Source organism: Caulobacter sp. CCUG 60055, assembly GCF_022750545.1.
Taxonomy (GTDB): Bacteria; Pseudomonadota; Alphaproteobacteria; order Caulobacterales; family Caulobacteraceae; genus PUIC01.
In genome coordinates, this window is the sequence record NZ_PUIC01000005.1 from 314,107 (window position 1) to 328,574 (window position 14,468).

Sequence of the window (14,468 nt, forward strand, 5' to 3'; positions counted from 1 at the left end):
GCTCTTTTCTTGCCCGGGTTTAACTGGCGGCGGCCGTGGCGGGCGCGCAGAGTGCGGCCATGACCTGCGTCGCCGATCGCCAGCAGCTGCCGTCCGGCGCGAGCCTGCCCCGCCACCGCCACGGCGAGGCCTATGTCGCCCTGGTGCTGGAGGGCGGCTACGAGGAGGCCGGCGTGCTCGGCCGCGTCCGCGTCGAGCCGGGCCAGGCGGTGCTGCACGGCGCCTTCGAGGGGCATCGCAACCGCATCGGCGCCCGAGGGGCGCGCGTGCTCAACCTGACCCTGCCGGCCGGCCTCGACCTGGCGACCGGCCTCGGCGCGGTCCGCGACGCCGACGCGGCCGCCCGGACCGCCGAGCGCGATCCGGCCGCCGCCCTCGCCATCCTGCTCGACGGCCTGGTCCGGCTGGCGCCGCGTCCGGCCGACTGGCTCGACGAACTGGCCGGGGCGATCGCCGCCGAGCCCGCCCTGCGCCTGGGCGGGTGGGGCCGCAACCGGGGACTGTCGCCCGCCGCCCTGTCGCGCGCCTTCGCCGGCGCCTATGGCGAAACCCCGATCCGCTTTCGCCTGGAGACGCGGGCCCGGCGGGCCTGGCGGGCCATCGTCGACGGTCGGGCGCCCCTGGCCGACATCGCCGCCGAGGCCGGCTTCGCCGACCAGGCCCATATGGGCCGGGCCGTGAAGGCGCTGACCGGCCGCACCCCCGGCGCCTGGAGAGCCGAGGCCGGACGGCCTGCAAATGGATTCAAGACCGCCGCCTGAACCGGCGCGATGCTGGCGGCATGAACAGACGCCAGATCCTCGCCTCCGCCGCCGTGGCCCTCTGCGCCGCAGCGCTCGCCCCCGCCGCCAGCCTGGCCGCCGCCGTGCGCACCCGATGGCGGCTGGGCGGATCGGAGGGTTTCGACGCCCTGTGCTTCCTTGGGCCGCTGTCGGGCAAGCCGTTCTACGCGCGCTTCTACGAACAGGAGCTGGCCGCCTTCAAGCCCAGGCTGTCCCAGCCGGCGACGGACGCCTTGATGAGCCTGCACGCCGAGGCGGACAAGGCCGGCGCCCTGCTCGGGCCGGGCCTTTGCACCATCCTGTCGGGCGGGCCGACCGCCAGCCTCGACGACCTGATCGCCTCGACCCGCGCCGCCGAGACCGTGCTGCTGCCGCCCTACAAGGGCGGGGCCTATTGGGACGAGGCCGACTGGACGCGGTTCACGGCCGGGCGTGAGCGGCTGCTCACGGTTTTCGAGGCCCTCAAGGCCGCGGACTTCGCCGGCTTCCGGCATGGCCTCGTCGACGCCGCCCTGGCCAGGCGCGCGCCGGCGCTGCAAGCCCGCCTGGCCGGCGCCGACGTGGCGGCCGAACAGGAGCGCCTGCTCGGCCGGCGGATCGATCCGCAGGTCGAGGTGGTGTTGCTATGGTTCTCCAAGCCGCACGGCGTCCGCGTCCAGGGCGGGCGCTTCCTGTGCCACGTCGACTATCCCGACGACGCCATCATCCGCATCGCCGGCCACGAGGGGATGCATCCGCCGTTCGACATGAAGGGCCCGGCGGCCCAGGCCGCCTATCTGGTGCTGGAGAAGGACGCGCTCCTCACCCGCATCATCGCCGAACACGACCACGCCTTCGGTTACAACACGCTGGAGGGCCTGCTCAACGAGGACACCGTCCAGGCGCTGGACCAGATCGTCGGCGAACACCTGGGCGTGGCCAAGCCGCCGGCCGAACGCTGGGCCAGGTCGGACGACGGCATGCACGTGCTGGCCGCCGGCCTCTACGGCCTGCTCAAGGCCGACGGCTACGACCGCACGGGCGGGAACATCGCCGACTGGATCAGGGCGGCGGCCAAGGGCGGCCGGCTGGGCCCCGCCAGCCTGCACGCCGCGGCGGCCAGGGTGCTGGGCCTGCCCGCCGACCAGCTGTGGCCTAGGCCAAGGCCCGCTTGAGCCGGGCGGCGGTGTCCTCGATCGCGGGGATCACCGCCGGCGCCACGCCGGCCATGATATAGAAGTCGTGGACGAAGGCCGGGTGCTCGACATGGTCCGCCGCCACGCCGGCCTTAGCCAGACGCTCGGCGTAGATGCGTCCCTCGTCCTTGAGCGGGTCGAAGCCGGCCGTGACCACCAGGGCCGCCGGCAGCCCCGACAGGTCCGCGACATGGGCCGGCTCGGCGCGACGGGCGTCGGGGTGGCCGGCAACGGCGAAGTTGTCGCCGAACCACTTCATCACCTCGGCGGTCAGCACATAGCCGGTGGCCAGCGCCGCGCGCGAGGGCGTGTTCTGGTCCATGGCGGTGGCCGGATAGAGCAGCAGTTGGAAAGCCAGCCTGCGCCCAGGATCGTCGCGCATCTCCAGGGAGATGCAGGCCGACAGGTTGCCGCCGGCGGAATCGCCGCCGACCGCGATCCGCGCCGGGTCGAAGCCGATCTCGGCGGCATGGTCGAAGGCCCAGCGCACGGCGGCCAGGCCGTCGTCATGGGCGGCCGGGAACGGATGCTCGGGCGCCAGGCGATAGTCGACCGACAGCACCCGCACGCCCGAGGCCGCGCTCAACCGGCGCAGGAAGTCGTCGTGAGTATCGAGGTCGCCGATGACGAAGCCGCCGCCATGGAAATAGACGATCCCCGGCCCGACCGCCGCCGCGCCCTTGGGCGTATAGAGCCGCGCCTTCAGCGGCCCGGCGGCGCCGGCGACCTGGAGATCGCGAACGTCGAGGTCGCGCGGCGCGCCGGCGTCGATGCCCACGCGCTGCATGCGGTAGCCGGCCCGGACCATCTCGACCGGGACCAGGGCGACCGGCGGGGTCTCCACCGCCGCGAGGGCGTCGAGCATGGCGCGAAAATGCTGATCGAGCATGGGATGAAGTCCCCTACAGGCTGAAGACGCCGTCGGCGGCGGAATTGGCGTAGAGCGCGGCGACCAGGCCGGAGCGGCGCTCCAGGGTGGCGCGCTGGTTGACGTAGCCCTTGTCGGTGATCTCGCCGGCGTCGATCGACGGCGGCTCGGTCATGATCGTGAAGCGGCCGACGCGGCGCGACGAGCCGCCCGCATCGGCGTTGAAGGCGGCCAGGCGGTCCTTGAGGATGACCGCCAGCTTCTCCAGCGGCGAACCCGGCCCCGGATCGGCGGCCAGGGCCTGCAGCCCGGCCATCGACGGCCAGAACAGCGCGCCGATGAACGGCTTGTCCTGACCGGCGATCACCGCGTCGTGGACATAGGGACTGCAGGCGGCGACCAGGTCGGGCCTCAGGGTGCCGACCGAGACCCAGGTGCCGCTGTCGAGCTTGAAGTCCTCGGTCACGCGGCCGTCGAACACCAGGCCCTGGGCCGGGTCGGCCTCGTCGACGAAGCGGGCGGCGTCGCCCAGCTTGTAGAAGCCTTCCTCGTCGAAGGCCTCGGCGGTCTTCTTGGGATCGTTGTGATAGCCGCTGGTGACGGTCGGCCCCTTGACCCGCACCTCCAGCTTGGTCCCGTTCGGCACCAGCTTGAGGGTGATCCCCGGCAGCGGCAGCCCGACCAGCCCGACCCGCTCGGTGGCCCAGTGGGTGACGGTGACGCCTTGCGTCTCGGTGGCGCCGTACATGGTGGCCAGCGGGATGCGCCAGCCGGTCTCGGCCACGGCCAGGGCCTGGATGCGGTCGTAGACGTCGTTGGACAGGGTCGCGCCGCCATAGGCCATATAGCGCAGGTTCCTGAAGAACGAGCGGCGCAGCACCGGGTCGCGCTCCATGGCCTCGGCCAGCATGCCGAAGGCGATCGGGGCCGAGCCGAACACGATCGGCGAGACCTCGTAGAGGTTCTTGATCGTGGTTTCGAACATGCCGGGCAACGGCTTGCCCTCGTCGAGATAGACCGTGCCGCCGTTCCACAGCACGGCGTTGAAGCCGATGTTGCCGGCCGAGATGTGGCTCCACGGCATCCATTCCAGGCTCTGCGGAACCAGGTCCGGATCGGGCTCCTCGTCGCGCAGGCCGTCCTGGCCGGCGATGACGCCCGCCATCATGCCGAAGGTCTGGGGCACGCCCTTGGGCATGCCGGTCGAGCCGGAGGTGAACAGGTACTTGGCCACCGTGGCGTGGTCCAAGGTCTCGCGCGCCGCCTCGACCGCCGCCGTCGGCTCGGCGCCGGCCGCCTCGGCGTAGGGGATGGCTCCCTCGCCCGCCCCGTCGACGGTGACGAAGATCAGGCCGGGGTCGAGGGCGCGCAGGGTGTCGAACGCCCGGGCGAAGGCCGCGCCGCTCTGGGCGAACACCACCTTGGGCCTGACCACCTTGAAGCAGTGCCTAAGCTTGGCGTGGTCGGTGGAGATCAAGCTGTAGGCCGGGCTGATCGGCGCCGCCGGCACGCCGGCCGTATAGGCGCCCAGGGTCATCACCGCGTGCTCGATCGAGTTGGCCGACAGGATCATCACGCTGTCGGCGGCGGTCAGGCCGTGGTCCAGCAGCCACTGGGCCACGCCGTCGGCCGCGCGCTTGGCCGCGCCGTAGGTGACGCCGCTCCAGGGGCCGTGGCCGGGCGCGCGCTGGTGCATGTAGGGGCGGTCGGGATGGGCGGCGGCGCGCTCGGCCAGCAGGTGCGGGATGGAGCGCGGACCGCATCCGGGCGCATGGCGCGAACGGATCAGGATCGAGCCGTCGGCCCGGCGCTCGACATCCACCGACGCTCCCTTCATCGGCAGGGGCTTGAACGGCGGCAAGGCTTCGGTGGCGGGCGCGGCGGCGCCGTCCGCTGGGCTCATCCTGGCGTCTCCCGGTAGGTTATCATTGTTTTGTTGAGACAGTAGCCGATGGGCCGGCGACGTCAAACGCCCGTTCGCCACGCCGCCCCGAGGGACGCCCCGCATAGGGCCCCATCTCTACCCGACCATGCGCCCCTTGCCTTCCCAATAGGGCGCGCGCAGCTCGCGGCGCAGCACCTTGCCCGAGGGATTGCGCGGCAGCACGGCGACGAAATCGACCGACTTCGGCGTCTTGTAGCCGGCGATCCGCTCGCGACAGTGGGCGATGATCGCGCCGGGGTCGGCGACCGCGCCGGGCTTGAGCACCACCACCGCCTTGACCGCCTCGCCCCAGCGTTCGTCGGGCACGCCGATGACGGCGGCGTCGGCCACGTCCGGGTGGCCGAACAGGGCGTTCTCGACCTCGGCCGGATAGACGTTCTCGCCGCCGGTGACGATCATATCCTTCACCCGGTCGTGGATGTAGAAATAGCCGTCGCCGTCGACATAGCCGGCGTCGCCGGACTTGAACCATCCCTCGGCGTCGATGGCCTCGCGGGTGGCGTCGGGGCGGTTCCAATAGCCCTTCATCACCCCCCTGGAGCGGATCTGCAGCTCGCCGACCTCGAACGGCGCGGCGATCTCGCCGCCCGGCTTGACCACCCGCATCTCGAAGCCGGGCCAGGGCTTGCCGCAGGCGCGCAGCTTGCCGCGCGCGGGATCGTGGTCGAGCGGCGGCAGATAGGCGCCGCCGCCGATGGTCTCGGTCAGGCCGTAGAGCTGGGTGAAGGTGCAGCCGAACAGCGCGGCGGCGCGGATCAGCACGTCCTCGGCGATGGGCGAGGCGCCGTAGAAGATCCGTTTCAGCGAGGAGAAGTCGGCCTCGCCGGCGCCGGGGAACTGCAACAGCATGTTGATCAGGGCCGGAACCAGGAAGACGTGGTTGACCCTCTGGCCCTGCAGCGTCTCCAGCAGCGCGCGCGGTTCGACCTCGCGCATCACCACCAGCCGGCAGCCCTGCAGCAGGGCGAGGACGCCGGTGTTGGCCCCGGCGACGTGGAACAGCGGCGCGACGTCCATGACCACGTCGCCCGGATCGTAGCGTCCCCAGTCGGCGGCGATGGCGCACTCGAACAGGGCCGCGTAGTTGCCGTTGGTCAGCTGCACGCCCTTGGGCAGGCCGGTGGTGCCGGAGGTGTAGAGCTGGATGACGTCGTCGTCCTCCAGCGCCGGCAGCTTCGGATCGCGGTCCGGATGGGCGCCGATCCAGTCGCGGAACGCCGGCCAGCGGGCGTGGCCGGGCTCGAACTGGACCAGGCGATGCAGCTCGACCTCGCCCAGCATGGTGTCGACCACGTCGGCGTAGTCGGCGCCGCAGACCAGCACCTGGGCGCCGGCGTCCTTGAGGATGAAGGCGATCTCGGGCGGGGCCAGCCGCCAGTTGACCGGCGTCAGGCAGGCCCGCGCCTTGGCGCAGCCCAGCCACAGCACGAAGAAGTCGTCATTGCCCTTGGCCAGCACCCCGACGCGGTCGCCGGGCTTCACCCCCGCGTCGATCAGGGCGTTGGCGCATCGCGAGGCCAGCCGGTCCAGCTCCGCATAGGTGGTCTCGCGCCCCTCGAACCACAGGGCGACGGCGTCGGGGCGCGCGCCGTCCTGCACGCGCGAGATGTCCGCCACGAACCGCGCCGGCGTCGCATCCGCCATGGTCTTCCTCCGGTGTCTCTTCCCATCGCGCCCGGTGTTCCGGGTCGCCTGCGCCAAGAAAGCGAAAGGCCCGGCGAAGTCTCCTTCGCCGGGCCTCGTCAGCCTATTCCGCGGCCTGCTGGGCGCCGTAGCCCAGGACCGCCTTCACCTCCAGGAACTCGTGGAAGGCGAGGTCGCCCCACTCGCGGCCGTTGCCGCTCATCTTGAAGCCGCCGAACGGCGCCATCAGGTCGGGCGCGGCCCCGTTGAGGTTGACCTGGCCGGCGCGCAGGCGGCGGGCCACTTGGCGCACCGCCTCCTGGTCGGTCCCCGAGACGTAGGCGGCCAGGCCGTATTCGGTGTCGTTGCCGATATCCACCGCCTGGTCGACGCTGTCATAGCCGAGGATCGACACCACCGGCCCGAAGATCTCCTCCTTGGCGATGGTCATCTCGTTGGTGACGTTGGCGAAGACGGTCGGCTTCACATAGTAGCCCTTGTCCAGGCCCTCCGGCCGGCCGACGCCGCCGGCGACCAGGGTCGCGCCCTCGTCGATGCCCTTCTGGATCAGGCCCTGGATCTTGTTCCACTGGGTCTCGGAGACCACCGGGCCCAGCTTGGAATTGCCGTTCGGATCGCCGACCGTGTGCGCCTCGGCGGCCGCCCGGGCGATGGCGATGACCTGGTCCATCTTCTTTTCCGGCACCAGCATCCGGGTCGGGGCGTTGCACGACTGGCCCGAGTTCATCATCACCGACGAGACGCCGCCCGCGACGGCCTTCTCGAAGTCGGCGTCCTCCAGGATGATGTTCGGCGACTTGCCGCCCAGCTCCTGGTGCACGCGCTTGACGGTCGGGGCGGCGGCCTTGGCCACCTCGACGCCGGCGCGGGTCGAGCCGGTGAACGAGACCATGTCCACTTCCGGGTGCGAGCTGATCGCCGCGCCGACGCCGGGGCCGTCGCCGTTGACCAGGTTGAACACGCCCGCCGGCACGCCGGCCGCGTGCAGGATCTCGGTCCAGATGTAGCCGCTGAACGGCGCGATCTCGGACGGCTTCAGCACCATGGTGCAGCCGGTGGCGATGGCCGGGGCCACCTTGCAGGCGATCTGGTTGACCGGCCAGTTCCACGGGGTGATGAAGCCGCAGACGCCGATCGGCTCCTTGACCAGCCGGGTGGTGCCGCGCTCTTCCTCGAACTTGTAGTTCTTGAGCACGCCGATGGCGGTCTGCACATGGGCCAGGCCCATGGCCGCCTGGGCCCGCTGGGCCAGCCAGGACGGAGCGCCCATTTCCTCGGTGATGGCCTTGGCCATGTCCTCGTAGCGCTTCTGGTACTCGACGACGATGCGCTCCAGCACGTCGATGCGCTCTTCGCGGCTGGTCAGCGACCAGGTGGCGAAGGCCTTGCGCGCGGCCTTGGCCGCGACGTCGACATCGGCCGCCGAGCCGATGGAGATGCGGCCCGCGACCGTCTCGTCGGCCGGGTTGATGACGTCCAGCGTCTTGGGCTGGATCGGGTCCACCCACTCGCCGTCGATGTAGAACTTCAGATAGTCGCGCATGCGCTTCTCCTCGCCTTCCCTCGGGCCATGGAGGCTGGGACCAGCCGGCCTTCTCGGGGACATATTAGTGATCGTCGTTCAGGGTGGAAGGGGGCTGGCGTTCAAACATGCGTATCAATCGTGCGCGAGGCTCTCCGTTTCGACGAGGACCGGCCGCAGCCCCTCCCACCATTGTCCCAGGGCCTCGAAGATCGGGATCAGCTCCCGCCCCTGTTCGGTCAGCTCGTAGTCGACCCGCGCCACGGCGCCGGGATAGACCGTGCGCGAAATGACCCCGGCCGCCTCCAGTTCGCGCAGTTCGAGGGTCAGCATGCGCGGCGAGATCTTCGGATTGTCCCGTCGCAAGTCGCCGAAACGTTTCGGCCCTTCGATCAGGTAATAGAGAACAAGAGTCCGCCAGCGCCCGCTAAGAAGACGCATGGACTCGTGAATGTTGCATCTGGAGACTGCGTCTTTCAAACCGTCACCTGGTATAAAAAATGTGAGCACGCACATTTTTGTGCGTAATTTACACGATATGGAGGCGAGACCATATCAACGCCAGCCGCGGCCCTCACACCAATAGCTGGAATCGACATGGAACCTCTGCTCTTCTACGGCGTCCCGCACGGATGCTCCTTCGGCGCGATCGTCGCCCTCGAATGGTCGGGCTGCCCTTACCGCCTCTGCCGGGTCGAGATGCCCGTCCAGACGCGCGGGGCGTTGTTCTCGCGCATCAATCCCAAAGGCAAGACCCCGGCCCTGCTGACCGAGACCGGGACCCTGTTGAGCGAAAGCTCGGCCATCCTGCACCACCTGGCCGCGGGCGACCCGGCGAGGCGGCTGGTCGGCGACCAGGGCTCGCCGGCCTTCGATCGCGTCAACCAGGCCCTGGCCTTCCTCAACGCCGGTTTCGTGCCGATGTTCACCCCGCTGTGGGCGGCCCGCTACATGGCCGAGGACGACCCGGCGCGTCCGGTCCTGACCGCGTTCGGCCGGGAACACGTCGGCAAGGCCCTGGACCAGATCGAGGCCATGCTGGAGGGCCGCGCCTGGCTGGGCGGCGACGCCCGCTCCATCGCCGACGCCTACTTCACCGGCGTCATCCGCTGGGTCGAGCACCTCGACGCCGCCCGCCTCGCCGACCGTCCGCGCGTTCAGGCCCTGGCGCACCGGCTGGAGGACGATCCGGCGGTGCGCTTCGCCCACGCCATCGAGGCGGGGGAGGATGCCGTCGGCGCCGGCGGTTTCCTGGGGCGCGTGACGCTGGAAGACGTCGTCGGGCGGCTGGCCGCCTGATCGCGCAAGCGGTCAGGACGGGGCGTCCGGCTCCAGGCCGAGCCGGCGCAGGACGCCCCGCGCCGCCGCGACGCCGGTGGCGAAGCAGGCCTGTAAGAGGTAGCCGCCCGTCGGCGCCTCCCAGTCCAGCATCTCGCCGGCGACGAACACGCCCGGCGCGGCCTTGAGCATCAGGGCCTCGTCCACGGCGCCCAGCGTCACGCCGCCGGCGCTGGATATGGCCCGATCCAGGCCCCGCGCGGCGGTCAGCCGCACGGGCGCGGCCTTGATCAGCCGGGCCAGGGCGGCGGGGTCGGCCGGCGGGGTGCCGCCGGCCGCCTCGCGCAGCAGGTTCGCGGCGACCGGGGAAAGGCCGGCGACGCGGCGCAGGTGGTTGGCCAGGCTCTGTCCGCCGCGCGGCCGCGCCAGGCGCTCGGCCAGCCGGGCCTCGGCGAGGTCGGGGCGCAGGTCGATGGTCAGCACCGCCTCGCCGTCCCGCGCGATCGCGTCGCGCAGCGCCGCCGACAGGGCGTAGATCGCGCCGCCCTCCAGGCCGTAGGCGGCGACCGTCGCCTCGCCCCGCACCGCGCGCCCGGCGAAGCTCAGCGCCACCGTCTTCAGGGGCTGGCCGGCGAAACGCTCGCGGAACAGCGGGGTCCAGGCCGCCTCGAAGCCGCAGTTGGCGGGGCGGAACGGCGCGAGCGGAACGCCTTGGGCCGCCAGCAGCGCCCCCCAGCTCCCGTCCGCCCCCAGCCTCGGCCAGCTGGCGCCGCCCAGGGCCAGCACCGTCGCGTCCGCCGCCTCGGGCGCGACCGCGCCGTCGGCGTCGCGAAACAACGGCCGGCCCGCCGCGTCCCAGCCCAGCCATTGCGACCGCGCCTTCAAGGCCACGCCCGCCGCCTCCAGCCGGGCCAGCCAGGCCCGCAACAGCGGCGAGGCCTTCAGCGCCTTGGGGAACACCCGACCGCTCGACCCGACGAACACCGGCTGGCCCAGCCCCTCGGCCCAGGCGGTCAGGGCCGCCGGGGGAAAGGCCGCCAGATAGGGCCTCAGCCGGCCGGCGGCCTCGCCGTAGCGCCCGGCGAAAGCCTCGAACGGTTCGGAATGGGTGAGGTTCAGCCCGCCGCGCCCCGCCATCAGCAGTCGGCGCCCGAAGGTCGGCATGCGCTCGTGAACCACCACGCAGACGCCCGCCGCGGCCAGGGTCTCGGCCGCGATCAGCCCGGCCGGACCGCCGCCGACGACGGCGACGCGGGGCGGGACGGCGGGGCGGGAAGGCGACATCGAAAGCTCGTCTGCGGCGCGCGGACCAGCCGCCGGGAGACCCGGACTTACGCCATCGCGGCGGCGGCGTCGCCTGCCGCGGACGACGACGTCGTCGAACCTTGGCGCGACAGGCCGGCCGGCCTCGCCTAAGAGATGCGTCTTACGCCCTGACGATTCCCGAGGACGTCGATGAAGCCTTCGTTCGCCGCCCCCCTGGCGTTGACCGCCGTCCTGATCGCCGCCCTCGCGGCCGGCTGCGCCGTCGCCCAGTCGTCGTCGATCGCTCCCGGCCGCTGGACGCATCGCAGCGACTACACCTTGAACAACCAGACCGTCCCGCCGGCGGGCGGCGGCGAATGCCTCAGCGCCGCCGCCGCCAAGGACCTGCGCGCGACCATCGCCGCCCGGCTGCAACGGGACGTGGTCGCCTGCAAGATCACGCAGTGGAGCCAGACCGGCGGGACGCTCAACGTCGGCGTCGCCTGCGACAACGGCCAGGGCGCCGCCACGGGCCTGGTGTCGGGACCCGTCTCGGCCGACAGCTACGAGCTCAAGGGCGTGCTGAAGGGCCGCAACGAGGTCGCCGGCCCCTTCACCATCGGCGTGCGCTGGTCCGGCAAGCGCGTCGGCGCCTGCTAAGGCGGGCCGGGGTCACCACAACGGGTCAGCCTCGGCGCCGCCCAGCGCCTCCTCGATCCGCCGCCGGGTCGAGGCGGTGACGCCTTCGGGCAGGGCGTCGGGGGCGAACCAGTCCAGGGCGTGGATCTCGCCGCGCGAGGTCGCCTCGCACGGCTCCCAGGCCTCGACCCGGTAGATCAGCACGTGGTCGCCGGGGTGGCGCAGGTCGTTGGAATGGAACGAGACCAGGCGCGGGCGGGCGGTGAGCCGCACCCCGGCCTCCTCGACCAGCTCCCTGGCCAGGGACTGCTCGGCGATCTCGCCGCGCTCGACGCCGCCGCCGGGCATGTACCAGCCGGGCAGATAGGTGTGCTCGATCAGCAGCACCCGCCCCTGGCTGTCGGTGACCAGCCCGCGCACGCCCAGCGTCATGCCCCGCGTCAGGCGGAAGGCCGCATGGACGAAAGGACGGGTGAAGGGTTCGATTCGGCGGCGCCACGGCATGGTCGCCAGACTAGAAGCAAACCGGAGCGAGGCGAAGGTCCCGGGCCTAAGGCTCGGCCCGCGCGACGGTGATGATTTCGGGGCTGTCCGCCACGAACGGGCCGCCCTGGAAATCTCCGAACCGTTCCTCCACCGCCAGTCCAGCGCCCCGCAGCAGGCGATCCACGCCGTCCCCGTCCAGGAACCGGAGCGTGCTGCGGCTGACCAACGGCAGCGCCGGATGGTCGCCTGTAAAGGTGTGGATGAAGGAGACGGCGTCGCCGTCGAACCCGGCCACGATCCGCGTCGTGATCGTGACGTCTTCGCCTTCAGGCCCTCGCACCGACACCGCATTTTCGGGCCGCCAACGTTCCCAGGCGCGCGCCGCCGGATTTCGCGTCTCGAACGCAAAGCGGCCGCCGGGCGCCAGCATCTGGCGCACGGCGGCGGCGAACGCCTTGAGCTCCTCGTCCGCGACGATGGCTTGAAAGGCGTGGCCGGTCATGACGATGAGGTCGAACGGACGCGCCCAACGCGTCGTGGCGAGATCGCCCAGCACCCATTCGACGTCCTGGCGCCGCCGCGCCCGTTCCAACATGCCGGTCGCGGGATCGAGACCACAGAGTCGGCCGCGATGCCCTCGTCGACGGGCATCCGCGAGCAGCACGCCCGTGCCGCAGCCGACGTCCAGCACCGACTCGGCGGACATGATGCGCGGCAGGTAGAAATCGTAGTCGTCTCGCTCGGATCTTGGGTGCCAAGCGTCGTAGAGCGCGGCGAGATAGGTGTCGGCGAAAAGATGATCGACCATGTTCACCTGGCTGACGGACGTTCCACCAAAGTCCGCCCCCCTTAGGCGACGGGCTGTATCCACATCGGCTTCACCCAATCAGGACCGCACCATCGATCCTGCATCCGTTCAAAGCCTTCACCTCGAAGGTCTTCCCGGAGATAGAGACGCCGTCCCAGAACGACAAAGACGGTATCGAAGCCCGAGGACATAGGTTGCCCGTTAAATGCTTTGGCTGGAGGAAAGCCCGAGTAACCGCAGATGATATCTTCGTTACTCGCCCGACGCCGCACCATGAAGTGCAATTCTCGCGACGCCTTCAGCGGACCGTACACGTTTTGCCCGGCCTCATCCCTTCCAACATAGAAGCAGCACGCTTCAGAGCCTGCGCGCGCATTCAATATTTCCAGGATTTCCTCATTGAGCAGCGTCGCGGAAGCGCCCCTTTCATGTGCGAACCCGCCGACCTTTCGATCACAGGCGGCGAACAATAGCACCCCCGCGACTAGAACGGCCGCTCGCTTCAAGGCCCCCTCCCGATATTGAGCATAGAAAGGTCTGATAACATGCCGGCGGGCGGCGATTCTCGGAACGATCTCGGCGGTCTGTCAACGGGCGTCGGCCGGGGCGGCGACCTGGCCGCCCTTGCGGTTCCCGGCCGGCGCCGCTAAAGCCCGGATGACCGTTTTGCCTTGTCGGAGTCCGCGCCATGTCCGCGATCCTGATGATCGTCGCCTTCCTCGCCGTGATCGTGGCGCTGAACATCATCGAATTCGGCCGCGCCGACTAAGCGCGAGACGACTGCGCGCCATGGCCGGGACGTCTCGCGGCGCGGCGCTGGTCACCGGCGCGGGCCGCCGCATCGGCCGCGCCCTGGCCCTGGAGGCCGCCGCCTGCGGCTATGACGTGGCCGTCCACGGCCGCGCCCCTTCCGACGACGCCGACGCCGTGGTCGCCGAGATCCGCGCGACCGGCCGCCGCGCCGCGGCGTTCTGCGCCGACCTGGCCGACGCGGCCGCCCTGCCGGCCCTGGTCGCCGAGGCCGGCGCGGCGCTTGGGCCGCTGGCCCTGCTGGTCAACAGCGCATCGCTGTTCGAGGACGACCGGCTCGACACCCTCACCCCCGCCTCGTTCGACGCCCACGCCGCCGTCAACCTGCGCGCGCCGGTGCTGTTGATCCAGGCCTTCGCCGCCGCCCTGCCGCCGGGACGCGAGGGCCTGGTGGTCAACATCATCGACCAGCGGGTGTGGAAGCCGACCCCGCAGTTCTTCAGCTACGGCCTGGCCAAGGCCGGCCTGTGGGACGCCACGCGCATGGCCGCCCAGGCGCTGGCCCCGCGCATCCGCGTCAACGCCATCGGGCCAGGCCCGGTCCTGCCCTCGGTCCACCAGCGCCCCGGCGAGTTCGAGGCCGAGGCGCGCGGCGTGCCGCTCGGCCGGCCGGTCGATCCCGCCGAGATCGCCGCCGCGCTGCGCTATCTGGTTGACGCGAGGTCCGTCACTGGCCAGATGATCGCCGTCGACGGCGGCCAGCACCTGGGCTGGAAGACGCCGGACATCGTCGCACCCTGAAGCCCGTGGCCCAGTCCTTCCCCATCTCCGCCCCCGATGACGCCATCGACGCCACGCCCGCGCGGGTGGTGATGATGAAGGTGTTCGTCCGAGCCCTTCAGCTGGACGTCGAGATCGGCGTCTACGAGCACGAGTACGGCCGTCGCCAGCCGCTGGTGGTCGATGTCGAGCTGGACGTCGCCACCCATGACTGCGAGCACATCGCCGACACGGTCAATTACGAGACCGTCGTCGCCAAGGCCCGCGCGGTGGCCGCCGCCGGCCACCTCAAGCTGGTGGAGACCTTCGCCGAGCGGCTGGCCCAGGCCTGTTTCGACGACCCCCGCGTCACCCGCGCGCGGGTGCGCGTCGAAAAGCCCGAAGCCCTGGCCCCCGCCGCCCTGGCGGCCGGCGTCGAGATCATCGCCGTCCGCGGCTGACAAAAGCTTCATCGTAAAACCGCCGACGGACGATTGCGCCTGCGGGTTTTTGAGACGACCATTCCGAACCTCAGGAACCGGCCCGCCTCGGGCCGCAGAGAGGACC

The 14,468-nt window shown here is 71.1% G+C and carries 15 protein-coding genes; 6 read left to right on the plus strand and 9 right to left on the minus strand.

The annotated features are described in order from the left end of the window. The first annotated feature begins 59 nt into the window (after positions 1-59). Both C5708_RS10355 and C5708_RS10360 read left to right on the plus strand, forming a co-directional pair. Entirely contained in the window at positions 60-761 is a 702-nt protein-coding gene (locus tag C5708_RS10355; protein WP_242920710.1) for an AraC family transcriptional regulator, read from the plus strand. A 20-nt stretch (positions 762-781) separates the two neighbouring features. Beyond that, positions 782-1,936 carry a hypothetical protein gene (locus tag C5708_RS10360; protein WP_242920711.1) on the plus strand — a complete coding sequence of 385 codons (1,155 nt, stop codon included), beginning with the start codon at positions 782-784 and terminating at the stop codon, positions 1,934-1,936. On the opposite strand, the gene C5708_RS10365 is transcribed toward C5708_RS10360, so the two are convergent. The 5 genes from C5708_RS10365 to C5708_RS10385 all read right to left on the minus strand — a co-directional run bounded on the left by C5708_RS10365 (position 1,917) and on the right by C5708_RS10385 (position 8,377). After that, the gene (locus C5708_RS10365; RefSeq protein ID WP_242920712.1) at positions 1,917-2,846 is read right to left on the minus strand and encodes an alpha/beta hydrolase; all 930 of its coding nucleotides are present in this window, start codon (positions 2,844-2,846) and stop codon (positions 1,917-1,919) included. The two genes, C5708_RS10360 and C5708_RS10365, sit on opposite strands and share 20 nt — an antisense overlap. A gap of 13 nt (positions 2,847-2,859) precedes the next feature. Further along, the gene (locus tag C5708_RS10370; RefSeq protein WP_242920713.1) at positions 2,860-4,728 is read right to left on the minus strand and encodes an AMP-binding protein; all 1,869 of its coding nucleotides are present in this window, start codon (positions 4,726-4,728) and stop codon (positions 2,860-2,862) included. Positions 4,729-4,845: 117 nt separating this feature from the next. Next, positions 4,846-6,414 (minus strand): long-chain-fatty-acid--CoA ligase, encoded by a 1,569-nt coding sequence (locus tag C5708_RS10375; protein WP_242920714.1) that lies wholly within the window; start codon positions 6,412-6,414, stop codon positions 4,846-4,848. A gap of 103 nt (positions 6,415-6,517) precedes the next feature. After that, positions 6,518-7,957: an aldehyde dehydrogenase family protein gene (locus C5708_RS10380; protein ID WP_242920715.1), complete on the minus strand. Its 1,440-nt coding sequence runs from the start codon at positions 7,955-7,957 to the stop codon at positions 6,518-6,520. 114 nt (positions 7,958-8,071) lie between these two features. Next, the gene (locus tag C5708_RS10385) at positions 8,072-8,377 is read right to left on the minus strand and encodes a helix-turn-helix domain-containing protein (RefSeq protein ID WP_242920716.1); all 306 of its coding nucleotides are present in this window, start codon (positions 8,375-8,377) and stop codon (positions 8,072-8,074) included. 156 nt (positions 8,378-8,533) lie between these two features. Between C5708_RS10385 and C5708_RS10390 the strand changes: the two genes are divergently transcribed. Continuing rightward, positions 8,534-9,235 carry a glutathione S-transferase family protein gene (locus tag C5708_RS10390; protein WP_242920717.1) on the plus strand — a complete coding sequence of 234 codons (702 nt, stop codon included), beginning with the start codon at positions 8,534-8,536 and terminating at the stop codon, positions 9,233-9,235. Between the two features lie 12 nt (positions 9,236-9,247). Here C5708_RS10390 and C5708_RS10395 read toward each other — a convergent pair whose 3' ends face one another. Beyond that, positions 9,248-10,498, minus strand: a complete 1,251-nt coding sequence (locus C5708_RS10395; RefSeq protein WP_242920718.1) for a TIGR03862 family flavoprotein — start codon at positions 10,496-10,498, stop codon at positions 9,248-9,250. 171 nt (positions 10,499-10,669) lie between these two features. Between C5708_RS10395 and C5708_RS10400 the strand changes: the two genes are divergently transcribed. Beyond that, the gene (locus tag C5708_RS10400; RefSeq protein WP_242920719.1) at positions 10,670-11,119 is read left to right on the plus strand and encodes a DUF3617 family protein; all 450 of its coding nucleotides are present in this window, start codon (positions 10,670-10,672) and stop codon (positions 11,117-11,119) included. Between the two features lie 12 nt (positions 11,120-11,131). Here C5708_RS10400 and C5708_RS10405 read toward each other — a convergent pair whose 3' ends face one another. The 3 genes from C5708_RS10405 to C5708_RS10415 are packed head-to-tail and all read right to left on the minus strand — an operon-like array spanning position 11,132 to position 12,898. Beyond that, the gene (locus C5708_RS10405; RefSeq protein ID WP_242920720.1) at positions 11,132-11,602 is read right to left on the minus strand and encodes an NUDIX domain-containing protein; all 471 of its coding nucleotides are present in this window, start codon (positions 11,600-11,602) and stop codon (positions 11,132-11,134) included. A gap of 46 nt (positions 11,603-11,648) precedes the next feature. Next, on the minus strand, positions 11,649-12,392 hold the full coding sequence (locus tag C5708_RS10410) for a class I SAM-dependent methyltransferase (RefSeq protein ID WP_242921091.1): 744 nt from the start codon (positions 12,390-12,392) through the stop codon (positions 11,649-11,651). A gap of 41 nt (positions 12,393-12,433) precedes the next feature. Then, a complete protein-coding gene (locus C5708_RS10415; RefSeq protein ID WP_242920721.1) occupies positions 12,434-12,898 on the minus strand; it encodes a hypothetical protein in 465 nt (154 codons plus the stop codon). Positions 12,899-13,181: 283 nt separating this feature from the next. On the opposite strand from C5708_RS10415, the gene C5708_RS10420 reads away from it, so the two are divergent. Together C5708_RS10420 and folB are read left to right on the plus strand one after the other, a co-directional pair. Next, a complete protein-coding gene (locus C5708_RS10420; RefSeq protein WP_242920722.1) occupies positions 13,182-13,943 on the plus strand; it encodes an SDR family oxidoreductase in 762 nt (253 codons plus the stop codon). A gap of 71 nt (positions 13,944-14,014) precedes the next feature. Next, positions 14,015-14,362 (plus strand): dihydroneopterin aldolase, encoded by a 348-nt coding sequence (gene folB, locus C5708_RS10425; protein ID WP_242921093.1) that lies wholly within the window; start codon positions 14,015-14,017, stop codon positions 14,360-14,362. The last annotated feature ends 106 nt before the right edge of the window (positions 14,363-14,468 follow it).

Excerpts from the sequence above, each read along its gene's own strand:
- C5708_RS10355 (WP_242920710.1), top strand. The coding sequence starts at position 60 with ATGACCTGCGTCGCCGATCGCCAGCAGCTGCCGTCCGGCGCGAGCCTG.
- C5708_RS10360 (WP_242920711.1), top strand. The coding sequence starts at position 782 with ATGAACAGACGCCAGATCCTCGCCTCCGCCGCCGTGGCCCTCTGCGCC.
- C5708_RS10365 (WP_242920712.1), bottom strand. The coding sequence starts at position 2,846 with ATGCTCGATCAGCATTTTCGCGCCATGCTCGACGCCCTCGCGGCGGTG.
- C5708_RS10370 (WP_242920713.1), bottom strand. The coding sequence starts at position 4,728 with ATGAGCCCAGCGGACGGCGCCGCCGCGCCCGCCACCGAAGCCTTGCCG.
- C5708_RS10375 (WP_242920714.1), bottom strand. The coding sequence starts at position 6,414 with ATGGCGGATGCGACGCCGGCGCGGTTCGTGGCGGACATCTCGCGCGTG.
- C5708_RS10380 (WP_242920715.1), bottom strand. The coding sequence starts at position 7,957 with ATGCGCGACTATCTGAAGTTCTACATCGACGGCGAGTGGGTGGACCCG.
- C5708_RS10385 (WP_242920716.1), bottom strand. The coding sequence starts at position 8,377 with ATGCGTCTTCTTAGCGGGCGCTGGCGGACTCTTGTTCTCTATTACCTG.
- C5708_RS10390 (WP_242920717.1), top strand. The coding sequence starts at position 8,534 with ATGGAACCTCTGCTCTTCTACGGCGTCCCGCACGGATGCTCCTTCGGC.
- C5708_RS10395 (WP_242920718.1), bottom strand. The coding sequence starts at position 10,498 with ATGTCGCCTTCCCGCCCCGCCGTCCCGCCCCGCGTCGCCGTCGTCGGC.
- C5708_RS10400 (WP_242920719.1), top strand. The coding sequence starts at position 10,670 with ATGAAGCCTTCGTTCGCCGCCCCCCTGGCGTTGACCGCCGTCCTGATC.
- C5708_RS10405 (WP_242920720.1), bottom strand. The coding sequence starts at position 11,602 with ATGCCGTGGCGCCGCCGAATCGAACCCTTCACCCGTCCTTTCGTCCAT.
- C5708_RS10410 (WP_242921091.1), bottom strand. The coding sequence starts at position 12,392 with ATGGTCGATCATCTTTTCGCCGACACCTATCTCGCCGCGCTCTACGAC.
- C5708_RS10420 (WP_242920722.1), top strand. The coding sequence starts at position 13,182 with ATGGCCGGGACGTCTCGCGGCGCGGCGCTGGTCACCGGCGCGGGCCGC.
- folB (WP_242921093.1), top strand. The coding sequence starts at position 14,015 with ATGATGAAGGTGTTCGTCCGAGCCCTTCAGCTGGACGTCGAGATCGGC.